Here is a 25,744-nt window from a genome sequence, read left to right as displayed (position 1 = left end):
GTGCGATCGGCGCATGCTGCCGCGGCGCAAGGCCATCTCGGCGCGCGGCACCGGCGCACGGCTTCGTGAAGCCCGGGATCGAAAACCGCCGTGCATCGTGATCTGCGGTACAGGCGAAGCGGCGGCGTCAGCTGGACGGAATATGCCACGCCAGTTATATTACTATATCATATAAAGGCCGCCCGGTCCGATCAGGAAGCGTCGCTCGGCATGCCGAAGGCAACAGCAAAACCAAACCGCAACCGTAAACCTTCGACGGGCCACTTTCCGGCGGCGTTCCACGCAACGGCTTCAACCAACCGAATCGCGAAAGCGAGCGAACTGCAGTTGCAGCGTCTCGCGGGCTGCTTGCATTCCCTGTCGTCGCGCCACCATCACCTGACCCAGGGCTACGCGGCGCATGCCGGCATCGCCGGCGTTGAGTACACGATCCTGACCACGATCCGCTATCTCGAGACCAAGGGCGACGTCTTCCCCGTCACCGTCGCCGAGTACCTCCGTTTGACCAGCGCGGGTGTCACGAAGGCGATCCAGCACCTGACCGAGCTTGGCCTGGTCGAGAAGGCCGGCGATCTGGATGATCGTCGCCGCACCAAATTGACGGTCACCCAAGGCGGCTGCGCCCTTCTGGACTCGCTCACGCCGATGCAGTCGAAGGTCAACGACGTCTGGCTCGGCTGCATGAACGACAAGGAGTTCTCGATCTTTCTCGATCTCGTCGAGCGATTCATCAGGTCGAGCGATCGCGCGCTGGCGATGCAGGACTACCTGGTTAAGGACAGCGACATCGCAGCCTTCTAGCCGTGCGGGCTCGCTGTCACGCTGGAGTGACCGATAACGTCGCGGTCCTCGCGATTCCGTGAGAGGCGGCCGGCGCCGACGGCACGTGCGCGCGAGAGGCGAGCGGCTGCGTTCAGGTCGTTGCCGAGCATCTGCTCGGAAACGATTGCGGCAGCAACAATCGACAACAATCGATCGTCAGGCATAAGCGCAACGCATTCCTGCGCCGCCGTATCAACGATTGCCGCCGCCGAATTACTTCAATTATATGAACCGGCATTGGAATAGTTTCTTGGGAGAGCTGGGTGATTGGCGTTTGCGATTTCGGCGCCAACGTCACGCGGCTATCGAAGCGGCGCTTCGTCGACGCGAACTGGCGGACTCGTATCGATAACGCGTACCGGCAGCAGAGCCGGGTGCGAACGAGTTGACGAAATATGCATGACCACTGTGGGGTGCACGGCGCCTCGTCAAGCAGCGTCGAGTTCGATGATCAGGGCTGGCCAGTCTGGCGGGATCGTGAAGATCTGTCGGCGGAGTTCGTCAAAGTGTTGGCCGCCGCACAGGAGGGCGGTTCAACGGTTTCCGAATGTTGGTTGACATTGAGCAAGATCAACCTCGGTTCGGAGAACTCGTGGTCCGGGGAGTGGATCAAGACCGCGGAACTGAACGAGGCGAGAGCCGAGATTTCGTTGCAGAACGGAAACATGATCACCGCTCGTCGCAACTGGCTTCGCGCCACCACTTACTTTCACGCAGCCGCGAGGCCTCCTGGATACGCCAATGATCTGCTGAAATGCGCTGTCGACGGCATGCGTCGCTGCGCGACCAACTTTCTGAACAGCCGGGTTCCAGCGGGCCAGGTGCTGTCGATTCCTTGGACGGACGACCTGTCGCTTCAAGCCTACTATCTGCCCTCGGCTTTTCACGACGATGGGCCCGTGATCGTATGCATTGGCGAGCCGGGTTCCTACAAGGAAGAACTGATCGCCAAATACGCCGGCCATGCCAATGAGCGCGGCTTCTCGCTGCTCGCCGTGGATTTATTGGGTACTCAGACGGCGTTGCCACCGGAACGGCTCGAGGGTCGCAAGTTCGAAGCCGCGATGAGCCGCATCTTGGACTTTCTTTCGGAGAAGCCCGGCGTTGACAACACGCGGATCGCCATCGTGGCGGACGCGTGGAATTCCTCGCTGGTCGCCCGGGCGGCCGCGAGTGACGCCCGGTTTGCCGCGGCGGTTTGCGACGCCGGCATGTGGGACTCGCACGAAAGGAGTTTCTTTTATCGGCAAGCTGGCGGCAACGAGCAGACTGGATGGCTCGAGGAAGCCAATCCGATTTCACGCAGCATCGATTGTCCGCTCCTCGTCACGGCGGGTGAAGCCGGCTGGCTCCTTCCGGGCGCCCTGATTGAATTTGGCGACCAGCTGAGCAGCATTCATCGCGACGCCCGACTGATCTTGTTCCGGCGTGCTGAAACCGCCGCCATGCAGGGACATATCGATAACCCGACATTGGCCAATGAAGTCATCTTCGACTGGCTTGAAGACAGGCTCCGGCCGAGCAAGGGCCTGGCCTAAGCGGCGGATCCGGTCCCTGCGATCACACCGACTGGCCGGCCTTGAGCAATGAGCAGCCGTGATCTTCAGGCTGCCGTCGGCCTGCCGCTCCAGCGTGTAGAGCGCCTCCCATGCCTCGCCATTGGCGTCGACGATATGGACGCGCTGCGCGATCCGGTCGCCGTCGCTGCGCGCCTCGCCGAACTCGAAGCTTCTGTGCCGATAGACCGGCGCATATTGGTGCTGCACCATCGACATGAAGATGTCGGCTTGCGGAAAGATCTGCCGGATCGCGGGCGCGGCATGCGAATAGGCAGCCGCGGCGTCGTCGCGGCCGAACGCCTGCTCCTGCGCGCGGATCACGGCCTGCGCGGCGCCGACGTCGTCGGCCGCTGCGGGAGCGAGCGAGCCGAGCAGAATAGCGACGAACATCAGGATGATGCGCATGCGGTGGCACCGTCGACAGTCGGACCTTCCAGTCGCCGCAAGGCTACTCCGGCACGACCACGGCGGCAACGGAGCAGGGCGCGTTCGGCGGCTGGCTCCGAACGATCGAGCGGCGCGATGTCAGTTGACGCGCCGACGGTGCCGCAGCGCCTCGGCAGTCGGACATCCGGCGTGCCGCGCATGACACGTTGCGAATGGCTGCTCGATGGTGACGATCTGGCAACCGTATTGCGCCGAAACCTCGGCGATGACGTTCGACACCGCGTCGTCGATCCGCGAGCCGGGCAGATGCGCGACGATCAGGTCGCCGATGCTGAGCCGCTTGCGGACGCGCAGGTCGCTGTCGATGCGGTAACTGAACAGGGCATGGATCACGCCGCGGCGATCGCGGATCGCGATCAGCCCGGTATCGGGCGAGCTGCCGCGGCAGCGCCGGCGCACGAACCGCAGCCACTGATCCGTGGTAATACTGGCGTCATGCATGAACACCAGCGGATAGGCCACGATCGCATGCTGATGGTCGATCGGAAGTGCCTGGAATTGCTCGTTCATCGCCGGATTCCCCGATGATGGCGAAACTGCTGGGGAAAGCGCGGCGCAGCATTGATCTGCATCAATGCCGTTGGCGGTTGATCCAGATCAAATCGGGGTTGATAGTGTGAAGCACCTAACCAAGCGGACCCCGAAGCCATGAGCATTGCCGAGCCACTGCAGGATTCGTGTGCCGGCGCGACGCCGTCCGACTGCAGGCACGGCCGCGCCACGAATGGCTGCGAGGACTGCAAGGTCAGGCTGTTCAGCGTCTGCGCCGCGCTGGAGCCCTCCGAACTCGAGGAGCTCGACCGGATCAGCCAGGCAAAGCTGGTTCCGGCGCGAACGACGCTGTTCGAGCAGAGTGCGCTGGCGGGGAGCGTGTTCAATGTCACCGACGGCGTCGTGCGGCTCTACAAATCATTGCCCGACGGCCGCCGTCAGATCGTGGGTTTCGCGCTGCCGGGCGACTTCCTCGGACTTGCGCTGCAGGACCGCTACGGCGTCACCGCGGAAGCGGTCAACGAGGTCGCGGTTTGCCGTTTCGTGCGATCGGCGTTCCTCGCCTATGTCGATGGCAAGCCGCATCTGCTGCGCCGCCTGCATGAGTTCGCGGGGCACGAGTTGAGCCTGGCGCAGGACCAGATGTTGCTGCTCGGACGGCGCAGTGCCGAGGAAAAGATCGCTGCATTCTTGCTCAACATGCAGGCGCGATACGCCCGGATCGGAAGCGTGTCCGTCACCGTGCCGCTGCCGATGAGCCGGCAGGACATTGCCGACTATCTCGGTCTCACCATCGAGACGGTGAGCCGTACGCTGACCCGCCTTGCGCGCGAGAAGGTGGTGTTGATCGTGCCCGATGGCGTGCGGCTGCTCGACCTCGAACGGCTCAAGCTGAGCGGCGCGAGCTGACGCTCCGGCGTCGGCTTTTGATCCAGCACAAGGCGATACGCGCGCAGGCGCGCTAGGTCTCTCCATCATATGCAGGAGACGACCCATGCCTCTCGACACCATCCTCGTCATGATCGCGGTCACAGCAATGTTCGCCACCATTGCCGCCGTTATTGCGTGGGGCGACCGGCAGACGCGCGATCTGTGATACTGTCGTGTGATCAGAGCCTTTCTGTTCCGATTGAATCGGAACGGGTCTCTGGATTGTTGTCTTGACGCGTTTTCGTCACGCGAACCGGTATGCACGTCGCATGAAGACGCTCTATCTGATCGAGCCCTTGAAATTATCGATGTCCGGCGAGAGCCGGGCGGGAAACAGCCGCGCGGTCGAGGAATTGTCGAGCCGGCGCTTGCATTTCGCCTCGTCGGCGTCCTTGTTCTCGGTGCCGCCCTTGTTCGAGTCGCGCTTCTTCGCGAACAAATCGTCCTGCCGGTTGACGATCAGCATGGCGTGATCGCGCTCGAGCGTGTCCGGGTTCTTGCGCTGCTCGTCGGAGCGAAACGTGCCGCCGACGATCTTGCCCGTCATCTCGTAGTCGCAGCCGGCCTTCCAGTCGCCCTGGTCCCACTTCCATCCGGTCGCCTTCACGGCGCCGTTGCTCTCGGTGGTGATCTTGATGATGGCGTTATGGGCGAGCCAGATGCCGGCAAGCCCGCCGCGCTTGTCGTCAAAGCCTTCGAGCAGCGCCAGGCGTTCGCGCTGCAATCCGTCGACGTGGTCGCGGGCATCGACGGTGAAGTGAGCCTGGGAGCTCTGCTTGTTCCAGGCCGGGTGCAGGAATTCCGGCTATTGCTGCGCCTGGCTCTTCACCCAGCTGCGCTGGTCGTCGATCAGCGCGCGCCGCGTCGCCTCGTCGAGGTGCGGCTGCAACGCCTTCCAGGCGCGGTTCAGCCGCCGGTCGTTGTCGGCCAGATCAGGGTCGGCGCAGATTTCCTCGTCGGTCGCCGTCTCCGGCCTGGTGCAGTCGAAGGTCGGGACGACGAAGGCGGTGTCCGCACTGTCGGATGCCGTATCCTTGCCGGCGGCAAAATAGCTGCCGGTGACCTGCCACATCGACGAGCAGTCGGCGAGGCCGTCCCATTCCTCGTCGTCGATGGTGCCGACGATCCGCAAGGTCTCGCCCTGGCGGCGGAGTTTTAGTGACGGCGGCTTGGCGGGAGCGGCCGCTGCGTCGGCTTTCGGCTTGTCGGCCGCTGTGTCCGTATTGACCGCCGCGGTGCCGGCGAGCCAGCCACTCCCCGAAGGCTTCAGGTCGGCGATGAGCTTGCAGCTTCACCGCCGGTCGCCGCCATAGTCGCCGCGCAGATCGGCGGCGAGGCGATAGGCGCCGCCGTCGGCCGGCGTCAGCGTGAGGCTGCCGAAGGCATTGACCCAGTTGCCGGCGAAGCCGGAACGGCCGGATGCCATTCCCTCGAGCGCGGCGGCGCGGCGCCGCAGGGCTTGCGCAAAACTCTCCTTCAATTCGTCCGCGTCGCTTTCGGCCAGCACCTCGGCGGCGTCGATGATCATCTCGTTGAACCAGGCCTGGTCGCGCTTCAAGAGCGGCTTGATGTTCGCCGGCATCTTGCCGAGCGCCGCGTCGAACGCCCGGTCGATCTGCGTCACCAGCCTGTCGGTGCCGGCCTTCCTGCAGTCCGCGGTCCCGATCGTGCTGTCGCCGCTATCGCCGCACAGCCTGATCGCGGTCGGCGCGCTGCTCGATGCCCGCAGATCATCGTCCATCGCAACGGACGGGCCGGACGCAAGGACCGCGATGGCCGCGACGGCGGCCGCAAGCCGTGGAGAGCAAGGCATCGACGTCACCCGCGCGGCCGCGCCATGCGGCTTAGGTCGCCCGCCGCGCGCGCCGGGTTCAAAATGTCGGCGGCGTGCAGGCCGAGATCACCTCGCACGGCTTGGCGCCGATGCAGCGGAAGCGGTGCGGGCGGCGGCTTTCGAAGTAATAGGCGTCGCCGGCGTTGAGCACCCGCCGCTCGTCGTCGACCGTGACCTCGAGCCGGCCCGAGACCACGATGCCGCCTTCCTCGCCCTCATGCACCAGCGGCACCCGGCCGGTGTCGCTGCCGGGCTCGTAGCGCTCTTTGAGGATCTGCAACGCCCGTCCGAACAGACTGTCGCCGATTTGCAGGTAGGAGATCGGCTTCTTGCCGATCTCGGTCAGCTCGTCGGCGCGATAGAACGCCTTGCGCGGCCGCTCCGGCTCGATCGCAAAGAATTCGGCGAGCCCCATCGGAATCCCGTCGAGGATGCGCTTGAGGGCACCGACCGACGGGTTCATCTGGTTGGATTCGATCAGGGAAATCGTCGAATTGGTCACGCCGGAACGCTTGGCGAGCTCGCGCTGCGACAGCTTGTGCCGCGCGCGGATGAATCGAAGCCGCCCGCCGATGTCGACGCTCATGACAGTTCCTTTGGCAAATCCCTGTTGCAGGTGTTGCGGATCGAACAAACATTGGCAGAGCGCCTCAACAAGATCAATGGCTTGCGGTGCGGCAGAAAAGGACTTGTTGAGTGCCTGGAAGAGTGGTCCGACTAGCATCAGTCAGCAATGGAGCGCCGCCGTGACCGTTCATCAGATTCCGAACACCATCAAGACCGACTCGTTCTGGATGCCATTCACGGCCAATCGGCAGTTCAAGAAGGCGCCGCGGCTGTTCTCCTCCGCCAAGGGCATGTACTACACCTCGGTCGACGGCCGGCAGGTGATCGACGGCTCCGCCGGTCTGTGGTGCGTCAACGCCGGCCACGGCCGCCCGCAGATCGCGGCCGCGGTCGAGCGGCAGCTGTCGACGCTGGACTTCGCGCCTTCGTTCAACATGGGCCACCCGCTGGCGTTCGATTTTGCAGAGCGGCTTGCCGAGATCGCCCCGAAGGGGCTGGATCGCGTCTTCTTCACCAATTCGGGCTCTGAATCGGTCGATACCGCGCTGAAGATCGCGCTGGCCTATCACCGCGCCGCCGGCCAGCCGGGCCGCACCCGTTTGATCGGCCGCGAGCGCGGCTATCACGGCGTCGGCTTCGGCGGCATGTCGGTCGGCGGCATGGTCGCCAACCGCCGCCAGTTCGCCACCCATCTGCCCGGCGTCGACCACATCCGTCATACCCATGATCTCGCCCGCAACGCCTTCGCCAAGGACCAGCCGGAGCACGGCGCCGAGCTCGCCGACGATGTCGAGCGGATGGTGGCGCTGCATGGCGCCGACACCATCGCGGCGGTGATCGTCGAGCCGGTGCCGGGTTCGACCGCGGTGCTGCCGGCGCCGAAGGGCTATCTGCAGCGGCTGCGCGAGCTCTGCACCAAGCACGGCATCCTCCTGATCTTCGACGAGGTCATCACCGGCTTCGGCCGCCTCGGCACCCCGTTCGCCGCCAACTTCTACGGCGTGACGCCCGACATGATGACGACCGCGAAGGGCATCACCAACGGCACCGTGCCGTGCGGCGCGGTGTTCACCAGCCGCCAGATCCACGACGGGCTGATGGTTGGCCCGGACAACGCCATGGAGCTGTTCCACGGCTACACCTATTCGGCGCATCCGGTGGCCTGCGCGGCGGGTCTTGCCACGCTCGACATCTACAAGGACGAAGCTCTGCTGACCCGCGGCGCCTCGCTCGCCGACTACTGGCGCGATGCCCTGCATTCGCTGAAGGGGCTGCCGAACGTGGTCGACATCCGCAACCAGGGTCTGATGGGCGCGGTCGAAGTCGCGCCGCGCGATGGTGCCGTCGGCGCGCGCGGCTACGACATCATGGTCGATTGCTTCAACCGCGGCCTCTACTTCCGCATGAGCGGCGACTCGCTGGCATTGTCGCCGCCCCTGATCGTCGAGAAGTCGCATATCGACGACATCGTCTCGATCCTCGGCGACTCCATCAAGCGCGTGGCCTGATAATTGCTAGCTATATCTTAGCTGGCTCTACAAATTGCTGTCGCCGTTGCGAAGCAGAGTGGTTTCGCAGCGGCGATTGCGTTTTCGCTGCAGGATGTGAGGAAAAGTGAAGGTCCTTGTTCTCGGCAGTGGCGTGATCGGCGTCACCTCCGCCTATTACCTTGCGCGCGCCGGCCACGAGGTGACGGTGATCGACCGTCAGCCGAAGCCCGCGCTGGAAACCTCCTTTGCCAATGCCGGCGAAGTGTCGCCCGGATACTCATCGCCCTGGGCCGGCCCCGGCGTGCCGGTCAAGGCGGTGAAGTGGCTGTTGATGAAGCACGGCCCGCTGGTGATCCGCCCCAAGCTCGATCCCGTGATGTGGCTCTGGCTCTTGAAGATGCTGCGCAACTGCACCACGGCGCGCTACGCGGTGAACAAGAGCCGGATGATCCCGATCGCGGAATACAGCCGCGACTGCCTGCAGGCGCTGCGCAGCGAGATCGGCATCCGCTATGATGAGCGTGCGCGCGGCACGCTGCAGCTGTTTCGCGAGCAGGCGCAGCTCGATCACACCGGCGACGATATCGCGGTGCTGAAGCAATACGGCGTGCCGTTCGAGGTGCTCGGCCACGAGGGCTGCATCGCCGCCGAGCCCGCGCTGGCCGGCGTGAAGGAAAAGTTCGCCGGCGGCCTGCGGCTGCCGCATGACGAGACCGGCGACTGCCACATGTTCACGCAGGCCCTGGCGCTGGAAGCCGAGAAGCTCGGCGCGCGCTTCAACTTCAATGTCGGCATCGACGGGTTGAATGCGGACACGACCCGGATCACCGGCGTCGCGACCAGCGCCGGGATGATGACGGCGGATGCCTATGTGCTGGCGCTCGGCAGCTATTCGCCGATCCTGCTGCGGCCGCTCGGCATCTCGCTGCCGGTCTATCCGGTCAAGGGCTATTCGATCACCGTTCCGATCAACGACGCGTCCGGCGCGCCGGAATCGACCGTGATGGACGAGAGCTACAAGGTCGCGATCACCCGGCTCGGCGATCGCATCCGCGTCGGCGGCACCGCCGAGATCTCGGGCTATTCGACCAAGCTCTACGCCGCGCGGCGCGCGACGCTGGATCATTCGCTGACCGACCTGTTTCCGCGCGGCGGCGACCTGCCCAGGGCCACCTTCTGGTGCGGGTTGCGCCCGATGACGCCGGACGGCCCGCCGGTGATCGGCGCGACGCGCTTCGCCAATCTGCACCTCAACACCGGCCACGGCACGCTCGGCTGGACCATGGCCTGCGGCTCGGGCCGGGTGCTGGCGGACATGCTCTCCGGCAAGCAGCCCGAGATCGACACCAAGGAGCTGTCGATCAAGCGCTACGACCATCGGTTCGGCTAGAGCGTCTTCGAGCGAAGTGGATACCGGTTCGTGTGAAGAAAACGCGTCAAACAAGAATCCAGAGCTTCGGCTCTGATTCAATCAGAACCGAAGCTCTAGTGGTTTGATCGAAGGAAAGAGCACATGCCGGCGCAGCAGATGCTTGCCGAATACGAGATATCAGCCGATCCGCACCGCCTGGACGTCGAGGTCATTCACACGTTTCTGGCGGAGGATAGCTATTGGGCGCGGGGCATTCCGAGATCGACCGTGCAGCGGGCGATCGAGAATTCGCTCTGCTTTGGCGTCTATCATGGCGCCGCACAGGTTGGCTTCGCGCGCATCGTCAGCGACAGATCGACCTTCGCATTGCTTGCCGATGTGTTCATCCTCGAGGCGCATCGCGGCAAGGGGCTGTCCAAATGGCTGGTGCGTTGCGTTGTCGAGCATGAAGACCTGCAGGGCCTGAGGCGCTTCCTGCTCGCGACCTCGGACGCCCATGGACTGTATCGCCAATTCGGGTTCGAGGCGCTCGGCAACCCGTCGCGCTTCATGGAGATCGTCCGGCCGGATATCTACCGCTCGGCTTGACCGCCTCGCCAGGGCGGTTGCGATCGCGGGTACGAGTCCGCTCCGGGGCTATTCGGCGGCGTTCTTCACGGGCGGTTCGACATCGTCGTCTCGCTTCGTTGCCGTCCAGCTCGACAGCGCATTCGAGAACCGGTCGAGATAGAGATACACGACCGGCGTGGTGAACAGCGTGAGCGCCTGGCTCACGATCAGGCCGCCGACCATCGCATAGCCGAGCGGCTGGCGAATTTCCGATCCCGTTCCGGTGCCCAGCATCAGCGGGACGCCGCCGAGCAGCGCCGCCATCGTCGTCATCATGATCGGGCGAAAGCGCAGCAGGGCCGCTTTCCGGATCGATTCACGCGGCGACAGATGCTCCTCGCGTTCGGCGGCGATCGCGAAATCGACCATCATGATGCCGTTCTTCTTCACGATTCCGATCAGGAGGATGATGCCGATCAGCGCGATCAGGCTGAAATCGAACCCGAATGCCATCAGGATCGCCAGCGCGCCGACCCCGGCCGATGGCAGTGTGGACAGGATCGTGAGCGGATGGATGTAGCTTTCATAGAGCATGCCGAGGATCAAGTAGACCACGACCAGCGCGGCCAGGATCAGCAGCGGCACCGAGCTCAGTGATTGCTGGAAGGCCTGCGCGGTACCCTGGAAACTCGAGCTGAGCGTGGCTGGAGCACCGAGATCGGCGACGGCGTTCTGGATCGCATCGGTCGCCTGGCCGAGCGCCACCCCTTGCGCGAGGTTGAAGCTGATCGTGGTCGCAGGAAACTGCCCCTGGTGCGCGATCGCGAGCGGGCGCACCGGAATCGTGGTCCACTTGCAGAACACGGAGAGCGGCACCTCGTCCCCCGTGGTCGGCGACTTGATGTAGATCTTGTTCAGCGTGTCGAGCTTGCCCTGCAATTCGGGGAGGATCTCCAGGATGACGTGATAGCTGTTGAGCTGGGTGAAGTATTGGGTCACCTGGCGCTGGCCGAACGCGTCGTACAGCGTGTCGTCGATCAGTTGCGGCTGGATGCCGAAGCGCGACGCGGTGTCGCGATCGATGGTCAGCGTCAGCGTCGTTCCCTCGGTCTGCTGGTCGGTGGCGACGTCGCGCAGTTCCGGCAGCGTCTTCATCCTGGCCAGAATCTTCGGCGCCCATTCGTTCAGCTCGTCGAGCTTTGCATCCTGCAGCGTGTATTCGAACTGCGTCCGTGTCGCGCGCCCGCCCAGCCGAACGTCCTGGGACGCCTGCAAGTAGAGACGTGCTCCCTCGACCGCCTCGAGTTTCGGCCGCAGCCGCGCGATGATCTGCTGCGCGCTCGCGTCGCGCTCCTCGCGCGGCTTCAGCGTGATGTACATGCGACCCGAATTCAGCGCGGTGCCGCCACCGCCGATGAACTCGGCCATGCTCTCCACCGCGGGATCGGCCCGAACGATCCTGCTGAGTTCTTCCTGATGCCGCTCCATGTCGGCGAAAGAGATATCCTGGGCCATCTCCGACACGGCGTTCAGGAAGCCATTGTCCTGTTGCGGGAAGAATCCCTTCGGAATGATCACGAACAGATAGACCGACAGAGCGACCGTCGCGAAGAAGATGCAGAGCGTGGTCCGGCTCCAGCTCAGCGCCCGATCAAGCCCTCGCTCATAGGCATGCAGCATCCTGTCGAATGCCGCCTCGCTCCATTGGTAGAGCCGGCCGTGCTTCGTCTCGCCACGCGCGCGCAGGAAGCGCGATGCCATCATCGGCGTCAGCGTCAGCGACACCACCAGGGAGACGAAGATCGCCATCGCAAGGGTCACCGCAAATTCGCGGAACAACCGGCCGATCACGCCACCCATCAGCAACAGCGGGATCAGCACCGCGACTAACGAGATACTGATGGATAGGATGGTAAAACCGATCTCACCGGCGCCCTGCAGTGCCGCCGCGAGCGGCCGCGCGCCCTGCTCGACGTACCGCGTGATGTTTTCCAGCATCACGATGGCGTCGTCGACCACGAAGCCGACCGCGATCGTCAGTGCCATCAGCGAAAGGTTGTCGAGCGTGTAGCCGAACACCCACATTAGCGCGCAGGCGCCGAGCAGCGCGAGCGGCACGGTCACGGCGGGAATCACCGTCGCCCAGAAGCTGCGCAGGAACAGGAAGATCACCATGACGACCAGAACGATGGTGATGAGCAGCGTGATCTGCACGTCCTCAACGGCGGCGCGGATGGTCAATGTCCGGTCGCTGATGATCTTGATCTTGATGGCGGGCGGAATCGCGGCAACGAGCCTTGGAAGCTGCTCCTTGATCCTGTCGACCGTTCCGATGACGTTGGCGCCGGGTTGCTTGAAGATGACGAGGAACACGCCGCGTTTGCCGTCCGCCCAGGCGACCCGCTTCATGTCCTCCGGCCCGGCGACGGCCTGGCCGATGTCGCGAATCCGCAACGGGCCGCCGTTGCGGTAGGCGATGATCACGTCATTCCAGTCCTTGGCATCCAGGAGCTGATCGTTGGCGTAAATCGTGTAGGCACGGCTCGTGCCGTCGATGTTGCCCTTCGGGCTGTCGACCGTCGTGATCGCGATCTGGCTGCGGATATCTTCCAGCGAGAGCCCCTTGGCGACCAGCTTGGCGGGATCGATCTGCACGCGAATCGACGGCTTCTGCTGCCCGCCGATGAACACCTGGGCGACGCCCGAAATCTGACTGATCTGCTGCCCGAGCTGGGCGTCGACCGCATCGCTCACGGTGATGAGCGGCAGGGTGTCCGAGGTCGCCGACAGCAGCAGGATCGGCGAGTCCGCCGGGTTGACCTTGCGATAGGTCGGCGGCGTCGGCAGGTTCTTGGGCAACTGGCCGCCTGCGGCATTGATCGCCGCCTGGATGTCGTTGGCGGCGCCGTCGATGCTGCGGTTCAGATCAAACTGAATGGTGACTGCGGTCGACCCGAGCGAACTCGTCGAGGTCATCTGGGCAATGCCCGGAATCTGCGCGAATTGCCGCTCCAGCGGCTGCGCAACCGAGGAGGCCATGGTTTCGGGGCTGGCGCCGGGCAGGCTTGCGGAGATCTGGATGGTCGGAAAGTCGACTTGCGGCAGCGGCGCAACCGGCAGCAGGGGATAGGCGACCATTCCGACGAACAGAATGCCGGCCATCAGCAGCGAGGTGCCGATCGGGTAGCGGATAAACCGAGATGAGATGCTCTCGTTCATTTCTGCGATCCAAATGAACGGCAGGCGCATCTTTTCCCGAATGTCGGGAGTCGTCCTCGAAAGCTCGAGCGCGAACGCGCGTTTTCCTCGCCATGGCCAATCGGCAGATCGCGGAGTTTGCCTCCGCGTCTACCTGTTTTTAGCCAGCATAATCATTCCGGAGCACGGCGCGCGAATGGAAACGTCGGATCGCGCATTCGACGTTCGTTCAATGGCCGGAATTCGCGTGCGCCGTTTGGGAAGCGTCAAACATGTCCCTGGCGTGGAATATATCGTGGGACGACATATTATTGCGCGCCCGGTTGGCTCGACGCCGCCAGGTGCGTCATGATCATTCACGCACGGCTTCGGGCTGTTTGGTGCGACTTGCTCGTGCAACGGTCTTAGGCGATGTCGAACTCGTCCTGCATCGCCGTCACGGTGGCGCGAAGCTCTCTTTCCTTTGCCTCATCCAGCGCGGTCTCGCGTGTGCCGCCGAGATCCCAGCTCGGCGTATAGCCCTTGAGCCGGATCAGCTTCAGGCCTGTGACACCGGACCGTCTTTCCAGTTCGGCCGTGATCTCGTGCTGCATCTGAAGTGTCTTCATGCGGGGAGCACCTCCCGAACGTTCGTTCTCCGGCCTAACAAGGCCGGCCAGTTCAAGTTCCTCGCGCCGCGCGGAACGCCGCTCCATCCTGCGGCGACGGCTTAGGAACGCCCGCCTTGCGGAACACGTTGCTCGTCCGAACCAGGAAAGGAGTTCACATGAAGAAACTGGCAACGATCGGTCTCGCTGCGGCGATAATGCTGTCGACTTCGTTCGCCTTCGCGCAGGGGGGCGCCGGTGGCGGATCGGCGGGCGGTGCGAGCGCGGGGACGGGCAGTTCGGGTACGGGAACCGGTACCGGAGGCACCACCGGCATGGGCCAGGGCTCGGGAATGAGCAATCCACCCGGCAGCACGACCGGCAACATGAACAACCCGGGCACCTCGACGCCGAATTACTCGACCGACCCCAACAACAATTCCGCGACCGGGACCGGGACGTCGAACCTGCCCGGCAACAACAGCGGAACGCGGACCAATCCGCGATGATCGCAAAAGCCCCGCCTGGTGCGGGGTTTTTTGTTATACGCGCGATGGGCCAATGAAAAAGCCCGGCACGATGGCCGGGCTGAATCGCGAATATGAAGTCGAGCAAAATGTGAGGCGGGCGCTGGCTCATTAGTATGCATCCGGCTCGCTCGGATCGCGAAGACCAATAGTGGATGTAGCGACAGAGCGCCCAGATCATCCATATTGCGCTAAGATTGACGTTTATCGAGCAAGTGGTGAAGCTTCTGCTATTGGCAAGAAAGGAGTATTCGCATGACTTTGCGCAATCTCTCTTATGGCCTCCTAATCTCTTTATTTGCATCTGGTGTAGAGATCGCCCTCTCGCAGGCCGCAGATGCACCGAAGGACAACAAGGGATACACAACGAGCAAAACGACAGTAGTCGAGCTGGGCCCCGAATTTCCAGGCATGGAAGGTCGGCAACTGAGGCTCCGTTTGCTCACGATCGAGCCGGGAGGCCACATCGGCCTGCACGATCACAAGGAACGGCCTGCCGTCGTATATTTCTTGCAGGGAAACGACACCGTCATTCGGGACGACGGCACCTCTCAGACCTTCAAGGCTGGGGATGCGACGGGCGAGCCTGGAACGACAATTCACTGGCACCGCAATGACGGCAAGGATGCCGTCATCTTCGTCACGGCCGATATCTTCAAGTCAAAGAACTGAGGCGATCGGCAGAACCGGCGATTCTATCGGACCGCTCTTGACCGGTAACTATGCCTTGCGCGGGGCTTTTCGCGCAGCCTTGTTCGCTGGCTTTGCCGGGGAGGCCGCCTTGTCCGCCGGCTGCACCCGCAAGCCGTCCACGAATACGTCCAACAGCCTGAGCGCGGTGGTCTGCCAGCCGGGCTGGTCGTGCATGTAGCACATGCCGATCAGCGCGCGCAGCACGTCCTCGGCGCTGATGTCGTTGCGGATCGCGCCGGCAGCGACCGCGCGCGCGAGCAGGGTGCCGATCGCCTTGGTCAGGCGGTCGAACGAATAGGCATGCAACTCGGTCGAGCCGTGCGCGACCAGCGCCAGTGCCGCGACCATGCCCTTCTTGGTGGCGACGAATTCCACATTGGCGCGCAGCCAGCGCCGCAGCGCCTCGACCGGCTCGGGCGCGCATTGCAGTTGCTCGGCCAGATCGCCGAGCTGCTCGACCTCGCGGCGATAGACCGCCTCATACAGCGCCTCGCGGGTCGGAAAATGGCGATACAGCGTGCCGATGCCGACGCCGGCATGGCGCGCCACCGCCTCGAGGCTCGCCTCGCTGCCGCCGGCCGAGAACACGGCCTTGGCCGCTTCCAGCACGCGCTCGCGATTGCGCACGGCGTCGGCGCGGGGCTTGCGTGCAATTTCTGGTGATCGACCGGCCATTAGTTTTTTCATTGGCTTTTTCTTTTCGCCCTCTCTTGTAAACGGAGGATGCCTCCGTATATGGCGACCAGCACCGGGCCTGACAAGGCGCGCCGATCCTGCATCGGCGGCCACGGGCTTCCGTTGCCTCGATTCAACCCGACCATACACGGATCGGAGCCCTGCATGAATCTCCCACTCAGTCTCACCATCAACGGTGTCCGCCGGGAAATTGTCCTCGACGACCCCCGCGTGACCCTGCTCGACCTGTTGCGCGAGCGCCTCGATCTCACCGGCACCAAGAAGGGATGCGACCGCGGCCAGTGCGGCGCGTGCACCGTCCTGGTCGACGGCCGCCGCATCAATTCCTGCCTCGCGCTTGCCGTCAGCCACGACGGCGCCGAGATCACAACCATCGAAGGCGTCGCGCGCGGCGACCAGCTGCATCCGGTGCAGGCCGCCTTCATCGCCCATGACGGCTTCCAGTGCGGCTTCTGCACGCCGGGCCAGATCATGAGCGGCATCGGCCTGATCCAGGAAGGCCAGGCCGGCGACGATCCGGAGCGCGTGCGCGAATGCATGAGCGGCAATCTGTGCCGCTGCGGGGCCTATCAAGGAATCACCGAGGCCGTGCTCGAGGCGCAGGCCGACATCAACGCGACCAAGCAGAGGCGCTCCGCATGATGAACTTCGACTATGTCAGGCCGGCCAGCGTCGCGGACGCGATCGCGGCGGCATCCGAAAAGGGCGCGAGCTATCTCGCCTCCGGCACCAATCTGCTCGATCTGATGAAGGGCGGCGTCAGCCGGCCGAGCCTTCTCGTCGACGTCACGCGTCTGCCGGGGCTCGACCGCATCGAGCATCTGGCCGACGGCGGCTTGCGGATCGGCGCGCTGGTGCGCAATGCCGATCTCGCGCATGACACCGGGTTCGCGCGCAACTATCCGGCGGTCGCCGAAGCGTTGCTGTCGGGCGCGTCCGCCCAGCTGCGCAATGCCGCGACCGTCGGCGGCAATCTGATGCAGCGGACGCGCTGCGCCTATTTCTACGACGCCGGCAGCGCCTGCAACCGGCGCTGGCCGGGCGCCGGCTGCGACGCCCTGAAGGGCGAGAACCGCCTGCACGCGGTGCTTGGCTGGAACGAGGGCTGCATCGCGACCCATCCGTCGGATTTCTGCGTGCCGCTGGTCGCGTTCGACGCAGTCGTCGAGATCGAGGGCAAGACCGGCCGGCGCGAGCTGCCGCTCGAGGCGCTGCACCGTCTGCCGGGCGAGACGCCGGAGCGCGAGACCGCGCTGGAGCGCGGCGACCTGATCGTCGCGCTGCGGCTGCCGGCCGAAGCGCAAGGTTTCTCCGGGCATGCTCGCTACATCAAGGTGCGCGAGCGCACGTCCTATGCGTTCGCCGTGGTCTCGGCTGCGGCCGGCTTGCGCATCGAGGATGGAAAAATCCGCGAGGCGCGGCTTGCGCTCGGCGGCGTCGCGGCAAAGCCGTGGCGGCCGCGCGAGGCCGAACAGGTGCTCGCGGGCGCCACGCCGGATGCGGCTAGCTATCGCGAGGCAGCGCGCGCGGCGCTCGCGGGCGCAAAACCGTCCGGCGACAACGCCTTCAAGATCGAACTCGCGCAGCGCATCGTCGTGCGCGCGCTCACCCTTGCTGCCGCAGGCACGCCGGATCGCATTCCCGCGCTGCCGGGCTCTCCCTTCTCATCCGTTGCAGGAGCGTAACGCATGACGGCTGAACTCAATCTGACCCGCGACCCCGCCCATGTCAGGCACGGCTCGAATATCGGCCAGCCGCTGACCCGCACCGACGGCACGCTGAAGGTGACCGGCAAGGCGCGCTATGCCGCCGACAATCATCCGCCCGGTATGGTCTATGCCGTGATCGCGACCAGCTGCATCGCGCGCGGCCGCGTCACCGCGCTCGACGTCGCTGCCGCCAAGCGCCACCCCGGCGTCCTCGACGTGATGACGCCGGCGCACAAGCCGGAGCTGGCGGAAGACCCCGACGCCAAGGGCAATCCGTTCGCCTTCCGCATGGAGCTCCTGCAGAGCGACGAGGTGCGCTACGCCAACCAGGCGATCGCGGTCGTGATCGCCGAGACGCTGGAGGCTGCCACCGAAGGCGCGGCACTGCTGTCGCCGCGCTACCAGGTCGAGATCGCGCGCGTCGGTCTCGACGCCGGCGAGGCCTATGCGCCGCCGGTGGTCGGCATCGGCAATCCCGCCGAGGTCCGCCACGGCGATATCGATGCGGGCCTTGCCGCGGCATCGAAGCGGATCGACGCAACTTACGAGACGCCGGCGCAGTATCACAACGCGATGGAGCCGCACGCGATCGTCGCGGTGTGGGACGGCGACCGTTTGTTCCTCGACACGCCGAGCCAGGGCATGGCGATGGCGCAGATGCGGATCGGCGGCCTGTTCGGCATCCCGCCCGGCAATATCCACATCAACAGCCCGTTCCTCGGCGGCGGCTTCGGCTCCAAGGGCCTGGTCTCCGGGCCGCAGGTGCTCGGCGTCATGGCGGCAAAGCTGATCGGGCGTCCGGTCAAGCTGGTGCTGCGGCGGAGCCAGATGTACGGCCCGGTCGGCCATCGTCCGCAGACCCGCCAGCGCATCCGGATCGGCACCGACGATGCCGGCCTGCTGACCGCGCTCGATCACGAAGCGCGCGTCACGACATCGAGCTTCGACGATTTCTACGAGCCTGCGGCTGACGCCTCGCACACGCTCTATGCGAGCCCGGCAATCCGCACCGCGCATGAGGCGGTGCGCGTCGACACCGGCACGCCGCTGTTCATGCGCGCGCCGGGCGAGGCCACCGGATCGATCGCGCTGGAAAGCGCGATCGACGAGGCGGCGTTCGCCTGCGGCATCGATCCCTTGGAATTCCGGCTGAAGAACTACGCCGAGGTCGAGCCGACCACCGGAAAGCCGTTTTCCTCGAAGGCGCTGCGCCAGTGCTACGCCAAGGCCGCCGAACGTTTCGGCTGGGCGGGGCGTCCGCTACAGCCGCGGCAGATGCGCGACGAGAACGGCTTTCTGATCGGTTGGGGCATGGGCACCGCGACATTCCCGGCGCTGATGTTCCAGGGCAATGCCCGCGCCGTGATCCGCGCCGACGGACGCGGCGTGATGGAGAGCGGCGCGCATGACATGGGGCAGGGCGCCTGGACTGCGCTCACGCAAATCTCGGCCGACGCGCTCGCGCTCGACCTCGAGCAGATCTCGTTCCTGTCGGGCACGTCGGACCTGCCGGATGCCGGCATCGCCGGCGGCTCCGCGCACACTGCAACGGTCGGTGCCGCGATCCACAATGCCGGTGCGGCGGTGATCGCAAAGCTCGCCGAGCTTGCGACCTCCGACCAGCGCTCGCCGCTGTTCGGCGCCGGCAATGCCGGCGTGGTGGCGCGGGCCGGGCGGCTCCATCGCCGCGACGATGACGCGCGCAGCGAAAGCTACGCCGAGATCCTGGCGCGCGCCGGCGTTGCCGAGGTCGAGGCCTCCGGCACGGGTGCGGCCGACCCCGCGGCGCAATCGCAATATGCGATGCACGCGCATGGCGCTGTCTTTGCCGAGGTGACGGTCGATCCGGAGCTCGGCCAGATCCGCGCCACGCGGCTGGTCGGCGCGTTCGCCGCAGGGCGCATCATCAATCCGTTGATGGTGCAGAGCCAGCTGCGCGGCGGCATGATCTGGGGCCTTTCCTTCGCGCTGCACGAGGAGGCGGTGATGGACAAGCGGTCCGGCCGCATCCTGAATGCGAACCTTGCCGAGTATCATGTGCCCGTGAATGCCGACGTGCCGCCGATGGAGGTCATCACGGTCGACGAGCACGATCCCCATGTGAACCCGCTCGGCATCAAGGGCGTCGGCGAGATCGGCATCACCGGCAGCGCCGGCGCCGTCGCCAACGCCGTCTTCCACGCCACCGGCATCCGCGTGCGGAATTTCCCGATCAAGATCGAGGAAGTGGTGATGGGGTTGAGGTGATGCGGCTTGACGTGAGGGCTCCGTAATAACAGGTGTCGTCCCGGCGAAAGCCGGGACCCATAACCACGAATGTGAGTTATGGCAGGACGCTGGGGCCGCTTCCCCTTCGACAATCAAGATTGGTGGTAATGGGTCCCGGCCTTCGCCGGGACGACGCAGGATGGCCTTCGCCGGGACGACGGGGAGAGAGCGACGCCGTCACCCCGCCGCCGTCACGCAGTTCACCCACAGCACCACGGCCTTGGCATCGCGCGCCGGGTTGGAAAACCGGTGCGGGCGGCGGCTGGCGAAGCGGAAGCTGTCGCCCTGTTTCAGCTGCCAGGTCTCGGTGTCCACCGTCAGCGTCATCTCGCCCTGGAGCACGAGGCCGGCTTCCTCGCCGTCATGGGTATAGAACTCGTCGCCGGTGTTGCCGCCGGGCTCGAGATGCACCAAGAACAGATTGAGCCGGCTCTCGCTGCCGGCGGGACTCAGCAGTTGCTTTGAAATTCCGGTGCGCCACAGCTTCAGTTCGGCGCGCTGCACCTCGCGGGTCACGACGCCGCCGGCGCCGTCATCCTTCGGCGTCGCGCCGAACAGCGCGGCGATGCCGACGCCGAGCACGTCGGCCAATGTCGCCAGCACGCGCAACGAGGGCGACGACAGGCCGCGCTCGATCTGGCTGATGAAGCCGATCGACAAGTCGGTGCGCGCGGCAACCACCTCCAGCGACATCTCCTTGCTGCGGCGCAGGTCGCGGATGCGGCGCCCGACCGCGAGATCCATCGCGGGCTCGGCCGGCTTGCTGGCCGGCTTTCTGGCGGCGCGGCGTGCCGTTGCGGGCTTCGCTGCCGCGCCTTTACGCATTCTCTTGCCGCCGCTCACGTCAATCCGCTTCCTTCATGTGCATGAAAACCGCTTGCATTGGCCGCGGTTTCGTGACCACAATTTCATATTGGTGAAAATAGGCCGGAACGGCGTCGCCCGCAACCAAAAGCGCGAAACGCGCGGGCGATGCGGCGCCAGGGCCAGCTTCGGGAGGTGTTGCGATGTCGTTTCAGCGTCTCGTCCAGGCCGCGGTGGCGGCGCTTGCCCTTGCCTTGAGCGCGCCGTCAGAGGCGCAGCAGGTGCTCAAGGTCGGCTCGACCCCAACCGGCATTCCCTTCACCTTCCTCGACACCAAGGCCAATTCGATTCAAGGCATCATGGTCGATCTCGCCACCGAGATCGGCAAGGATGCCGGCTTCACCGTGCAGATCGAGCCGATGCAGTTCTCGGCGCTGATCCCTTCGCTCACCGCGAACAAGATCGACATCATTGCCGCCGCGATGTTCGCCACCGCCGCGCGCAAGGAGGTGATCGACTTCTCCGAGCCGGTCTACGCCTATGGCGAGGGCCTCGTGGTGCCGAAGGCCGACACCAAGGCCTATGCCTCGCAGGAGGATCTGAAGGGCACCGTGGTCGGCGCCCAGGTCGGCACTGCCTTCGTCGATGCGCTGAAGAAGACCGGGCTGTTCAGCGAGGTCAAGGTCTACGATACCATTCCCGACATCCTGCGCGACGTGAATGCGGGCCGCCTCAAGGCCGGCTTCGCCGATTATCCGATCCTCGCCTACAATCTGCAGCAGGGCAATTTCGCCGACGTGCGGCTGGTCGACGGCTACAAGCCGGTTACCGTCGGGACCGTCGCGATCGGCGTCCGCAAGAGTGACACCGAGCTGCTCGCGAAGATCAACGCCTCGCTCGGGAAGCTGAAGGCCAACGGCACGATCGCGAAGATCCTGGAAAAGTGGGGCCAGAAGGCCAGCGCGTCCTGACGCGCGTGTGCTTCTACTGGGCTTGCCGGGCTACGCAAGAGTGACCCGTCACCCCCGCGCAACGGCTTTGCCGTTGTCGCTGGAGGAGCGCGTAGCGCGTCTCGAAGGGTCGACGGCCACCAGCCGGGCCGATTCATCCTTCGAGACGCGGCGAAGACGCCGCTCATCAGGATGACGGGACGGGATAAGTTTAGCCGATGCAAAAATTCTTCCATGACGCCGTCGAGTTCGTGCCGATCCTGCTGCAGGGTGTCTGGCTGACCATCGTCGTCACCGTCGGCTCGCTCGTCCTTTCGACCGTGCTCGGGCTGGTGTGGGCCTTGATGCGGGTGTCCGGGATCGGCTTCCTGGTCGGCCTCAGCGCCTCGCTGATCAACGTGATCCGCGGCATCCCGATCATCGTGCTGCTGTTTTACATCTACTTCGTGATGCCCGATTTCGGCATCGCGCTATCGGCGCTGCAGGCCGCGATCATCGGGCTCGGCATTGCCTATTCGGCCTATCAGGCGGAAAATTTCCGCGCCGGCATCGAGGCGATCGACAAGGGGCAGATCGAGGCGGCGCAGACCATCGGGATGGGCTGGTGGCTCACCATGCGCCGCGTGGTGCTGCCGCAGGCGGTTCGGATCATCCTGCCGCCCTACGGCAACATCATGATCATGATGCTGAAGGATTCCTCGCAGGCGTCCACCATCACGGTCGCCGAACTGGCGCTGCAGGGCAAGCTGATCGCCTCCTCGACCTTCAAGAACACCAGCGTGTTCACGCTGGTGGCGCTGATGTACCTCACCATGAGCATTCCGCTCATCCTGCTGGTTCGGCACTTCGAGAACAAGGCGAACCGCAAATGATCGAGCTCCGCGACGTCCACAAGAGTTTTGGCAAGGTCGAGGTGCTGAAGGGCATCACGGCCTCCGTCGCGAAGAGCGAGGTGGTCTGCATCATCGGCCCGTCCGGCTCCGGCAAGTCGACCATCCTGCGCTGCATCAACGGGCTCGAGAGCTACGATCGCGGCGAGATCAGCGTCGAGGGCGCGCGCGTCGACAGCAATGACCGATCGATCGTGGCGATCCGCACCCAGGTCTCGATGGTGTTCCAGCGTTTCAACCTGTTCCCGCATCGCACCGCGCTCGAGAACGTCATCGAGGGGCCGCTTTACGTGAAGAGGGAGCCGCGCGAGCAGGCGGTCGCCCGCGGCCGCGCGCTGCTCGCGCAGGTCGGGCTCGCCGACAAGGCCGAGGTGCATCCGCCAAAACTCTCCGGCGGCCAGCAGCAGCGCGTCGCGATCGCGCGGGCGCTGGCGATGCAGCCGAAGGCGATCCTGTTCGACGAGCCGACCTCCGCGCTCGATCCCGAGTTGGTCGGCGAGGTGCTGTCGGTGATGCGCAAGCTCGCCGACGACGGCATGACCATGGTTGTCGTCACCCATGAAATGGGCTTTGCCCGCGACGTCGCCGACCGCGTGCTGTTCATCGACGGCGGCGTCATCGTCGAGCAGGGCGCCGCCAAATCCGTCCTCAACCAACCCCAGCACCCGCGCACCCAGGATTTCCTGCGCCGCGTGCTGCATCCGCTGTGAGCATCATGACGTTGCTCGATCGAGCTGTAGCCGCACCGGCACTGCACCCCTCTCCCGCTTGCGAGGGCTTTGCGCAAAGGCGAATCTGCGATTCTCTAGGACCGATCTGAAGGGGGAGGCGGGGATGGCGTATCGGCAGGTTGGTCAAGCGAGCTTCGCAGATGCGCTGGTGTCGCGGCGGGGGAAAGGGAGTTCGGTGCTGAGGCGGATTGGCGAGCTGGTCGATTGGGCGGCTGTGGAGTGCGTGCTGCGCAGCCTTGCTGAACCGGAGCGTGGAGCGCCGCCCTATCCACGGCTGGTGATGTTCAAGGCGTTGTTGTTGCAGCAATGGTATGGGTTGTCTGATCCGGAGCTGGAGGAGGCGCTCGATGATCGGGCCTCGTTCCGCGAATTCTGCGGCTTTGTGCTCGGTGACGAGACGCCCGACCACACGACGATCTGGCGCTTCCGCGAAGCTTTGCAGCAGGCCGCTCTGGAGGAGAGGCTGTTCGGCGAGATCCTGCGCCAGATCGACGCGCGCGGGCTGGTGCTGCGCCGGGGCACCTTGATCGATGCGAGCCTGATCCCGGCGGCGGTGAAGCCGCCGAAGCCGCCGAAAGACCCGCTGCCGCTCGGCCCGGACGGCCGTGCGCCGAGCAAGCTGGTCAACAGCGAGCGGGATGCGGATGCGCGATGGACCAAGAAGGGTGGCAAGCGGTACTTCGGCTACAAGGCGCATGTCGGCGTCGACCAGGGCTCGGCGATCATCCGTCGCAGCAAGCTGACCGACGCCGCGGTCAACGACACGGTGCCGGCCGACGAGTTGATCTGCGGCGACGAGAAGGCGGTCTACGCCGACCAGGCCTATGACAAGCACGAGCGCCGCGCCCTCCTCGCGGCCCGGGGCATCAAGCCGCGGCTGATGTTCCGGCCCAACAAGCATCATCCCCTGACCGCGCGTCAGAAGCGCTTCAACGACGCCGTGGGACGGCGCCGCGCCCCGGTCGAGCAGGTCTTCGCGCGCCTCAAGGGCGTCTATGGCTGGGCGCGCGCTCGCTATCTGGGCTTGGCACGCAATCAGACCCATCTGCATCTTCTCTGCCTCGCCATGAACCTCAAACGATGGGCAATGCTGCGTCCAGCGGGAGTTGCGCTGTGACCGCCGCTCCGCAATGCCGTCAATCGGCCGCCCAAACCAAGCTGTCCACTCCCCCGCGCCCCCAGAAGCCACGCAAAAAAAGGCCTGACACTGGCCTGCACTCGCGCACGCCCGATTGCGCAAAGCCCTCGCAAGCGGGAGAGGTGAGTGAGTCTGCGGACGCGCCGTTCGGCACAACATCCATCTAGTTCGGTATCCTACAATGACCTCTTCCACCCGCCTGCCGCTGCCACCGAGCCTCTATGCCGACACCGCGGTGGAGCCGACGCCGACGCCTCAGCTGACATCGGACAAGAGCGTGCCGGTCGCGATCATCGGCGGCGGCTTTACCGGCCTGTCGACCGCGCTGCACCTCGCCGAGCAGGGCGTGTTCGCAACCGTGCTGGAAGCCCAGGAGCCGGGCTGGGGCGCGTCCGGCAATAATGGCGGGCAGACCAATCCCGGACTGAAGCACGACCCCGACCGGATCGAGCAGGATTTCGGCGCCGATCTCGGCCGCCGCATGATCGAGTTCTCCTACGGCACCACCAACTTCACGCATGATTTGATCCGCCGCTACCAGATCCCCTGCGAGGCCAGGCAGAACGGCACGCTGCGCGCCGCCTACAACGAAGCCAGCGCAGCGGCGATCGAGACCACCGCAAAGCAGTGCATCCGGCGCGGCATGCCGGTGAAGCTGCTCGACGCCGCCGAGATGCGCCAGATGACCGGCAGCGACCGTTACCTCTGCGCCATGCTGGATGCGCGCGGCGGCGACCTGCATCCGCTAAGCTATGCCCGCGGGCTTGCGCGCGCCGCGATCGGGGCCGGCGTCGCCGTCCATGGCGAGACCCCGGCGCTGTCGCTCCGCCGCGACGGCGGCCGCTGGCGGATCGCGACGCCGCGCGCGGTCGTGCTCGCCGACAAGGTGCTGCTCGCGACCAACGGCTTTACCGATGATCTCTGGCCGGCGCTCCGCCGCAGCATCGTGCCGGTGTTCTCGTCGATCGCGGCGACCGCGCCGCTGTCCGAGGCGATCGCGCGCGCGATTATGCCGACCCGGCCGGTGCTCTACGAAAGCGGCCACATCACGGTCTATTACCGCATCGACCAGCACAATCGGCTCTTGACTGGCGGCCGCGGCCCGATGCGCTGGATCAGCAAGCCGACCGACGTCGCCTATCTGATCCGCTACGCCGAGCGGCTGTGGCCGCAGCTCAGGGGCGTCAGCTGGACCCACGGCTGGAACAGCCGCCTTGCCATCACCGCCGATCACTACCCCCATGTCCATGAGCCCGCGGAGAATTTGCTGATCTCGCTCGGCTGCAACGGCCGCGGCGTCGCGCTCTCGACCGCGATGGGCGCACAGCTGGCCCGCCGCCTGATCGGCGGCCCCAAGGCCGAGATCGACATGCCCGTGACCGGTATCAAACCGATCCCGATGCACGCCTTCTGGCGGGTCGGCGTCACCACGGCGGTGCTGACCGGCCGGGTGCGGGACCGGCTCGGTGTGTGAGGCATTTAACACAATTA

Annotated in this window: 25 protein-coding genes and 1 pseudogene; 16 read left to right on the top strand and 10 right to left on the bottom strand. The window is 65.2% G+C overall.

Annotation, left to right across the window (positions count from 1 at the left end; genetic code table 11):
• Positions 1-327 precede the first annotated feature (327 nt).
• On the top strand, positions 328-801 hold the full coding sequence (locus tag ACE10X_RS33865) for a MarR family winged helix-turn-helix transcriptional regulator (RefSeq protein WP_051002790.1): 474 nt from the start codon (positions 328-330) through the stop codon (positions 799-801).
• 416 nt (positions 802-1,217) lie between these two features.
• A complete protein-coding gene (locus ACE10X_RS33860; protein ID WP_157787874.1) occupies positions 1,218-2,360 on the top strand; it encodes a dienelactone hydrolase in 1,143 nt (380 codons plus the stop codon).
• Between the two features lie 22 nt (positions 2,361-2,382).
• On the opposite strand, the pseudogene ACE10X_RS33855 reads toward ACE10X_RS33860, so the two are convergent.
• Positions 2,383-2,786, bottom strand: a pseudogene (locus ACE10X_RS33855) (DUF4864 domain-containing protein).
• A gap of 120 nt (positions 2,787-2,906) precedes the next feature.
• On the bottom strand, positions 2,907-3,338 hold the full coding sequence (locus ACE10X_RS33850) for a hypothetical protein (protein ID WP_051002792.1): 432 nt from the start codon (positions 3,336-3,338) through the stop codon (positions 2,907-2,909).
• Positions 3,339-3,476: 138 nt separating this feature from the next.
• Between ACE10X_RS33850 and ACE10X_RS33845 the strand changes: the two genes are divergently transcribed.
• Positions 3,477-4,229 carry a Crp/Fnr family transcriptional regulator gene (locus ACE10X_RS33845; RefSeq protein WP_038382825.1) on the top strand — a complete coding sequence of 251 codons (753 nt, stop codon included), beginning with the start codon at positions 3,477-3,479 and terminating at the stop codon, positions 4,227-4,229.
• 301 nt (positions 4,230-4,530) lie between these two features.
• Here the strand turns inward: ACE10X_RS33845 and ACE10X_RS33840 are convergent, their stop codons facing one another.
• From ACE10X_RS33840 to ACE10X_RS33825, 4 genes are all read right to left on the bottom strand, one after another.
• Positions 4,531-4,974, bottom strand: coding sequence for a hypothetical protein (locus ACE10X_RS33840; RefSeq protein ID WP_038382826.1), 444 nt, complete (start codon positions 4,972-4,974; stop codon positions 4,531-4,533).
• 81 nt (positions 4,975-5,055) lie between these two features.
• Positions 5,056-5,382 carry a lysozyme inhibitor LprI family protein gene (locus ACE10X_RS33835; RefSeq protein ID WP_304556712.1) on the bottom strand — a complete coding sequence of 109 codons (327 nt, stop codon included), beginning with the start codon at positions 5,380-5,382 and terminating at the stop codon, positions 5,056-5,058.
• Positions 5,383-5,541: 159 nt separating this feature from the next.
• Entirely contained in the window at positions 5,542-6,063 is a 522-nt protein-coding gene (locus tag ACE10X_RS33830; protein WP_304556710.1) for a hypothetical protein, read from the bottom strand.
• 58 nt (positions 6,064-6,121) lie between these two features.
• On the bottom strand, positions 6,122-6,670 hold the full coding sequence (locus ACE10X_RS33825) for a cupin domain-containing protein (protein ID WP_018273259.1): 549 nt from the start codon (positions 6,668-6,670) through the stop codon (positions 6,122-6,124).
• A gap of 160 nt (positions 6,671-6,830) precedes the next feature.
• Here ACE10X_RS33825 and ACE10X_RS33820 point away from each other — a divergent pair, with 160 nt between their 5' ends.
• The 3 genes from ACE10X_RS33820 to ACE10X_RS33810 all read left to right on the top strand — a co-directional run bounded on the left by ACE10X_RS33820 (position 6,831) and on the right by ACE10X_RS33810 (position 10,101).
• Positions 6,831-8,159 carry an aspartate aminotransferase family protein gene (locus ACE10X_RS33820; protein WP_038382833.1) on the top strand — a complete coding sequence of 443 codons (1,329 nt, stop codon included), beginning with the start codon at positions 6,831-6,833 and terminating at the stop codon, positions 8,157-8,159.
• A gap of 106 nt (positions 8,160-8,265) precedes the next feature.
• Positions 8,266-9,531 (top strand): D-amino acid dehydrogenase, encoded by a 1,266-nt coding sequence (locus tag ACE10X_RS33815; protein ID WP_038382834.1) that lies wholly within the window; start codon positions 8,266-8,268, stop codon positions 9,529-9,531.
• A 123-nt stretch (positions 9,532-9,654) separates the two neighbouring features.
• Complete coding sequence (locus ACE10X_RS33810) at positions 9,655-10,101, top strand: GNAT family N-acetyltransferase (protein WP_202948911.1); 447 nt, start codon at positions 9,655-9,657, stop codon at positions 10,099-10,101.
• 48 nt (positions 10,102-10,149) lie between these two features.
• Here ACE10X_RS33810 and ACE10X_RS33805 read toward each other — a convergent pair whose 3' ends face one another.
• Together ACE10X_RS33805 and ACE10X_RS33800 are read right to left on the bottom strand one after the other, a co-directional pair.
• Entirely contained in the window at positions 10,150-13,281 is a 3,132-nt protein-coding gene (locus ACE10X_RS33805) for a multidrug efflux RND transporter permease subunit (RefSeq protein ID WP_375763421.1), read from the bottom strand.
• A 383-nt stretch (positions 13,282-13,664) separates the two neighbouring features.
• The gene (locus tag ACE10X_RS33800; RefSeq protein WP_038382835.1) at positions 13,665-13,868 is read right to left on the bottom strand and encodes a hypothetical protein; all 204 of its coding nucleotides are present in this window, start codon (positions 13,866-13,868) and stop codon (positions 13,665-13,667) included.
• A gap of 158 nt (positions 13,869-14,026) precedes the next feature.
• Here ACE10X_RS33800 and ACE10X_RS33795 point away from each other — a divergent pair, with 158 nt between their 5' ends.
• Complete coding sequence (locus ACE10X_RS33795) at positions 14,027-14,356, top strand: hypothetical protein (RefSeq protein WP_038382836.1); 330 nt, start codon at positions 14,027-14,029, stop codon at positions 14,354-14,356.
• A gap of 273 nt (positions 14,357-14,629) precedes the next feature.
• Complete coding sequence (locus ACE10X_RS33790) at positions 14,630-15,046, top strand: cupin domain-containing protein (RefSeq protein ID WP_375763420.1); 417 nt, start codon at positions 14,630-14,632, stop codon at positions 15,044-15,046.
• A 48-nt stretch (positions 15,047-15,094) separates the two neighbouring features.
• Here ACE10X_RS33790 and ACE10X_RS33785 read toward each other — a convergent pair whose 3' ends face one another.
• Positions 15,095-15,754 carry a TetR/AcrR family transcriptional regulator gene (locus ACE10X_RS33785; RefSeq protein WP_085970505.1) on the bottom strand — a complete coding sequence of 220 codons (660 nt, stop codon included), beginning with the start codon at positions 15,752-15,754 and terminating at the stop codon, positions 15,095-15,097.
• A gap of 153 nt (positions 15,755-15,907) precedes the next feature.
• Here ACE10X_RS33785 and ACE10X_RS33780 point away from each other — a divergent pair, with 153 nt between their 5' ends.
• From ACE10X_RS33780 to ACE10X_RS33770, 3 genes are read left to right on the top strand one after another with little or no spacing between them, the layout of a single operon-like run.
• Positions 15,908-16,405, top strand: a complete 498-nt coding sequence (locus ACE10X_RS33780; RefSeq protein ID WP_038382838.1) for a (2Fe-2S)-binding protein — start codon at positions 15,908-15,910, stop codon at positions 16,403-16,405.
• Positions 16,402-17,448, top strand: a complete 1,047-nt coding sequence (locus ACE10X_RS33775) for a xanthine dehydrogenase family protein subunit M (RefSeq protein WP_038382839.1) — start codon at positions 16,402-16,404, stop codon at positions 17,446-17,448. Before ACE10X_RS33780 ends, ACE10X_RS33775 begins: the two co-directional genes overlap by 4 nt.
• A gap of 3 nt (positions 17,449-17,451) precedes the next feature.
• Positions 17,452-19,719, top strand: coding sequence for a xanthine dehydrogenase family protein molybdopterin-binding subunit (locus tag ACE10X_RS33770; protein ID WP_375763419.1), 2,268 nt, complete (start codon positions 17,452-17,454; stop codon positions 19,717-19,719).
• Between the two features lie 198 nt (positions 19,720-19,917).
• On the opposite strand, the gene ACE10X_RS33765 is transcribed toward ACE10X_RS33770, so the two are convergent.
• Complete coding sequence (locus tag ACE10X_RS33765) at positions 19,918-20,565, bottom strand: cupin domain-containing protein (protein ID WP_038382847.1); 648 nt, start codon at positions 20,563-20,565, stop codon at positions 19,918-19,920.
• Positions 20,566-20,747: 182 nt separating this feature from the next.
• Here ACE10X_RS33765 and ACE10X_RS33760 point away from each other — a divergent pair, with 182 nt between their 5' ends.
• The 5 genes from ACE10X_RS33760 to ACE10X_RS33740 all read left to right on the top strand — a co-directional run bounded on the left by ACE10X_RS33760 (position 20,748) and on the right by ACE10X_RS33740 (position 25,727).
• The gene (locus ACE10X_RS33760) at positions 20,748-21,515 is read left to right on the top strand and encodes an ABC transporter substrate-binding protein (protein WP_375763418.1); all 768 of its coding nucleotides are present in this window, start codon (positions 20,748-20,750) and stop codon (positions 21,513-21,515) included.
• 197 nt (positions 21,516-21,712) lie between these two features.
• A complete protein-coding gene (locus tag ACE10X_RS33755) occupies positions 21,713-22,366 on the top strand; it encodes an amino acid ABC transporter permease (protein ID WP_028341235.1) in 654 nt (217 codons plus the stop codon).
• Complete coding sequence (locus ACE10X_RS33750) at positions 22,363-23,094, top strand: amino acid ABC transporter ATP-binding protein (RefSeq protein WP_038382842.1); 732 nt, start codon at positions 22,363-22,365, stop codon at positions 23,092-23,094. Before ACE10X_RS33755 ends, ACE10X_RS33750 begins: the two co-directional genes overlap by 4 nt.
• Before the next feature lie 124 nt (positions 23,095-23,218).
• Positions 23,219-24,232, top strand: coding sequence for an IS5 family transposase (locus tag ACE10X_RS33745; protein ID WP_304557374.1), 1,014 nt, complete (start codon positions 23,219-23,221; stop codon positions 24,230-24,232).
• 202 nt (positions 24,233-24,434) lie between these two features.
• On the top strand, positions 24,435-25,727 hold the full coding sequence (locus tag ACE10X_RS33740) for an NAD(P)/FAD-dependent oxidoreductase (RefSeq protein WP_375763417.1): 1,293 nt from the start codon (positions 24,435-24,437) through the stop codon (positions 25,725-25,727).
• Positions 25,728-25,744 lie beyond the last annotated feature (17 nt).

It is taken from the genome of Bradyrhizobium sp. Pha-3, from assembly GCF_042258325.1.
Taxonomy (GTDB): domain Bacteria; phylum Pseudomonadota; class Alphaproteobacteria; order Rhizobiales; family Xanthobacteraceae; genus Bradyrhizobium; species Bradyrhizobium elkanii.
Note: the sequence above shows the minus strand (reverse complement) of the source record. Positions and strands in the feature narration are given on the sequence as shown.

Coding starts and splice junctions, on each gene's coding strand:
- ACE10X_RS33830 (WP_304556710.1), bottom strand. CDS start 6,063: ATGCCTTGCTCTCCACGGCTTGCGGCCGCCGTCGCGGCCATCGCGGTC.
- ACE10X_RS33755 (WP_028341235.1), top strand. CDS start 21,713: ATGCAAAAATTCTTCCATGACGCCGTCGAGTTCGTGCCGATCCTGCTG.
- ACE10X_RS33740 (WP_375763417.1), top strand. CDS start 24,435: ATGACCTCTTCCACCCGCCTGCCGCTGCCACCGAGCCTCTATGCCGAC.
- ACE10X_RS33805 (WP_375763421.1), bottom strand. CDS start 13,281: ATGAACGAGAGCATCTCATCTCGGTTTATCCGCTACCCGATCGGCACC.
- ACE10X_RS33790 (WP_375763420.1), top strand. CDS start 14,630: ATGACTTTGCGCAATCTCTCTTATGGCCTCCTAATCTCTTTATTTGCA.
- ACE10X_RS33845 (WP_038382825.1), top strand. CDS start 3,477: ATGAGCATTGCCGAGCCACTGCAGGATTCGTGTGCCGGCGCGACGCCG.
- ACE10X_RS33770 (WP_375763419.1), top strand. CDS start 17,452: ATGACGGCTGAACTCAATCTGACCCGCGACCCCGCCCATGTCAGGCAC.
- ACE10X_RS33785 (WP_085970505.1), bottom strand. CDS start 15,754: ATGAAAAAACTAATGGCCGGTCGATCACCAGAAATTGCACGCAAGCCC.
- ACE10X_RS33800 (WP_038382835.1), bottom strand. CDS start 13,868: ATGAAGACACTTCAGATGCAGCACGAGATCACGGCCGAACTGGAAAGA.
- ACE10X_RS33850 (WP_051002792.1), bottom strand. CDS start 3,338: ATGAACGAGCAATTCCAGGCACTTCCGATCGACCATCAGCATGCGATC.
- ACE10X_RS33780 (WP_038382838.1), top strand. CDS start 15,908: ATGAATCTCCCACTCAGTCTCACCATCAACGGTGTCCGCCGGGAAATT.
- ACE10X_RS33810 (WP_202948911.1), top strand. CDS start 9,655: ATGCCGGCGCAGCAGATGCTTGCCGAATACGAGATATCAGCCGATCCG.
- ACE10X_RS33745 (WP_304557374.1), top strand. CDS start 23,219: ATGGCGTATCGGCAGGTTGGTCAAGCGAGCTTCGCAGATGCGCTGGTG.
- ACE10X_RS33825 (WP_018273259.1), bottom strand. CDS start 6,670: ATGAGCGTCGACATCGGCGGGCGGCTTCGATTCATCCGCGCGCGGCAC.
- ACE10X_RS33765 (WP_038382847.1), bottom strand. CDS start 20,565: ATGCGTAAAGGCGCGGCAGCGAAGCCCGCAACGGCACGCCGCGCCGCC.
- ACE10X_RS33795 (WP_038382836.1), top strand. CDS start 14,027: ATGAAGAAACTGGCAACGATCGGTCTCGCTGCGGCGATAATGCTGTCG.
- ACE10X_RS33775 (WP_038382839.1), top strand. CDS start 16,402: ATGATGAACTTCGACTATGTCAGGCCGGCCAGCGTCGCGGACGCGATC.
- ACE10X_RS33750 (WP_038382842.1), top strand. CDS start 22,363: ATGATCGAGCTCCGCGACGTCCACAAGAGTTTTGGCAAGGTCGAGGTG.
- ACE10X_RS33760 (WP_375763418.1), top strand. CDS start 20,748: ATGTCGTTTCAGCGTCTCGTCCAGGCCGCGGTGGCGGCGCTTGCCCTT.
- ACE10X_RS33860 (WP_157787874.1), top strand. CDS start 1,218: ATGCATGACCACTGTGGGGTGCACGGCGCCTCGTCAAGCAGCGTCGAG.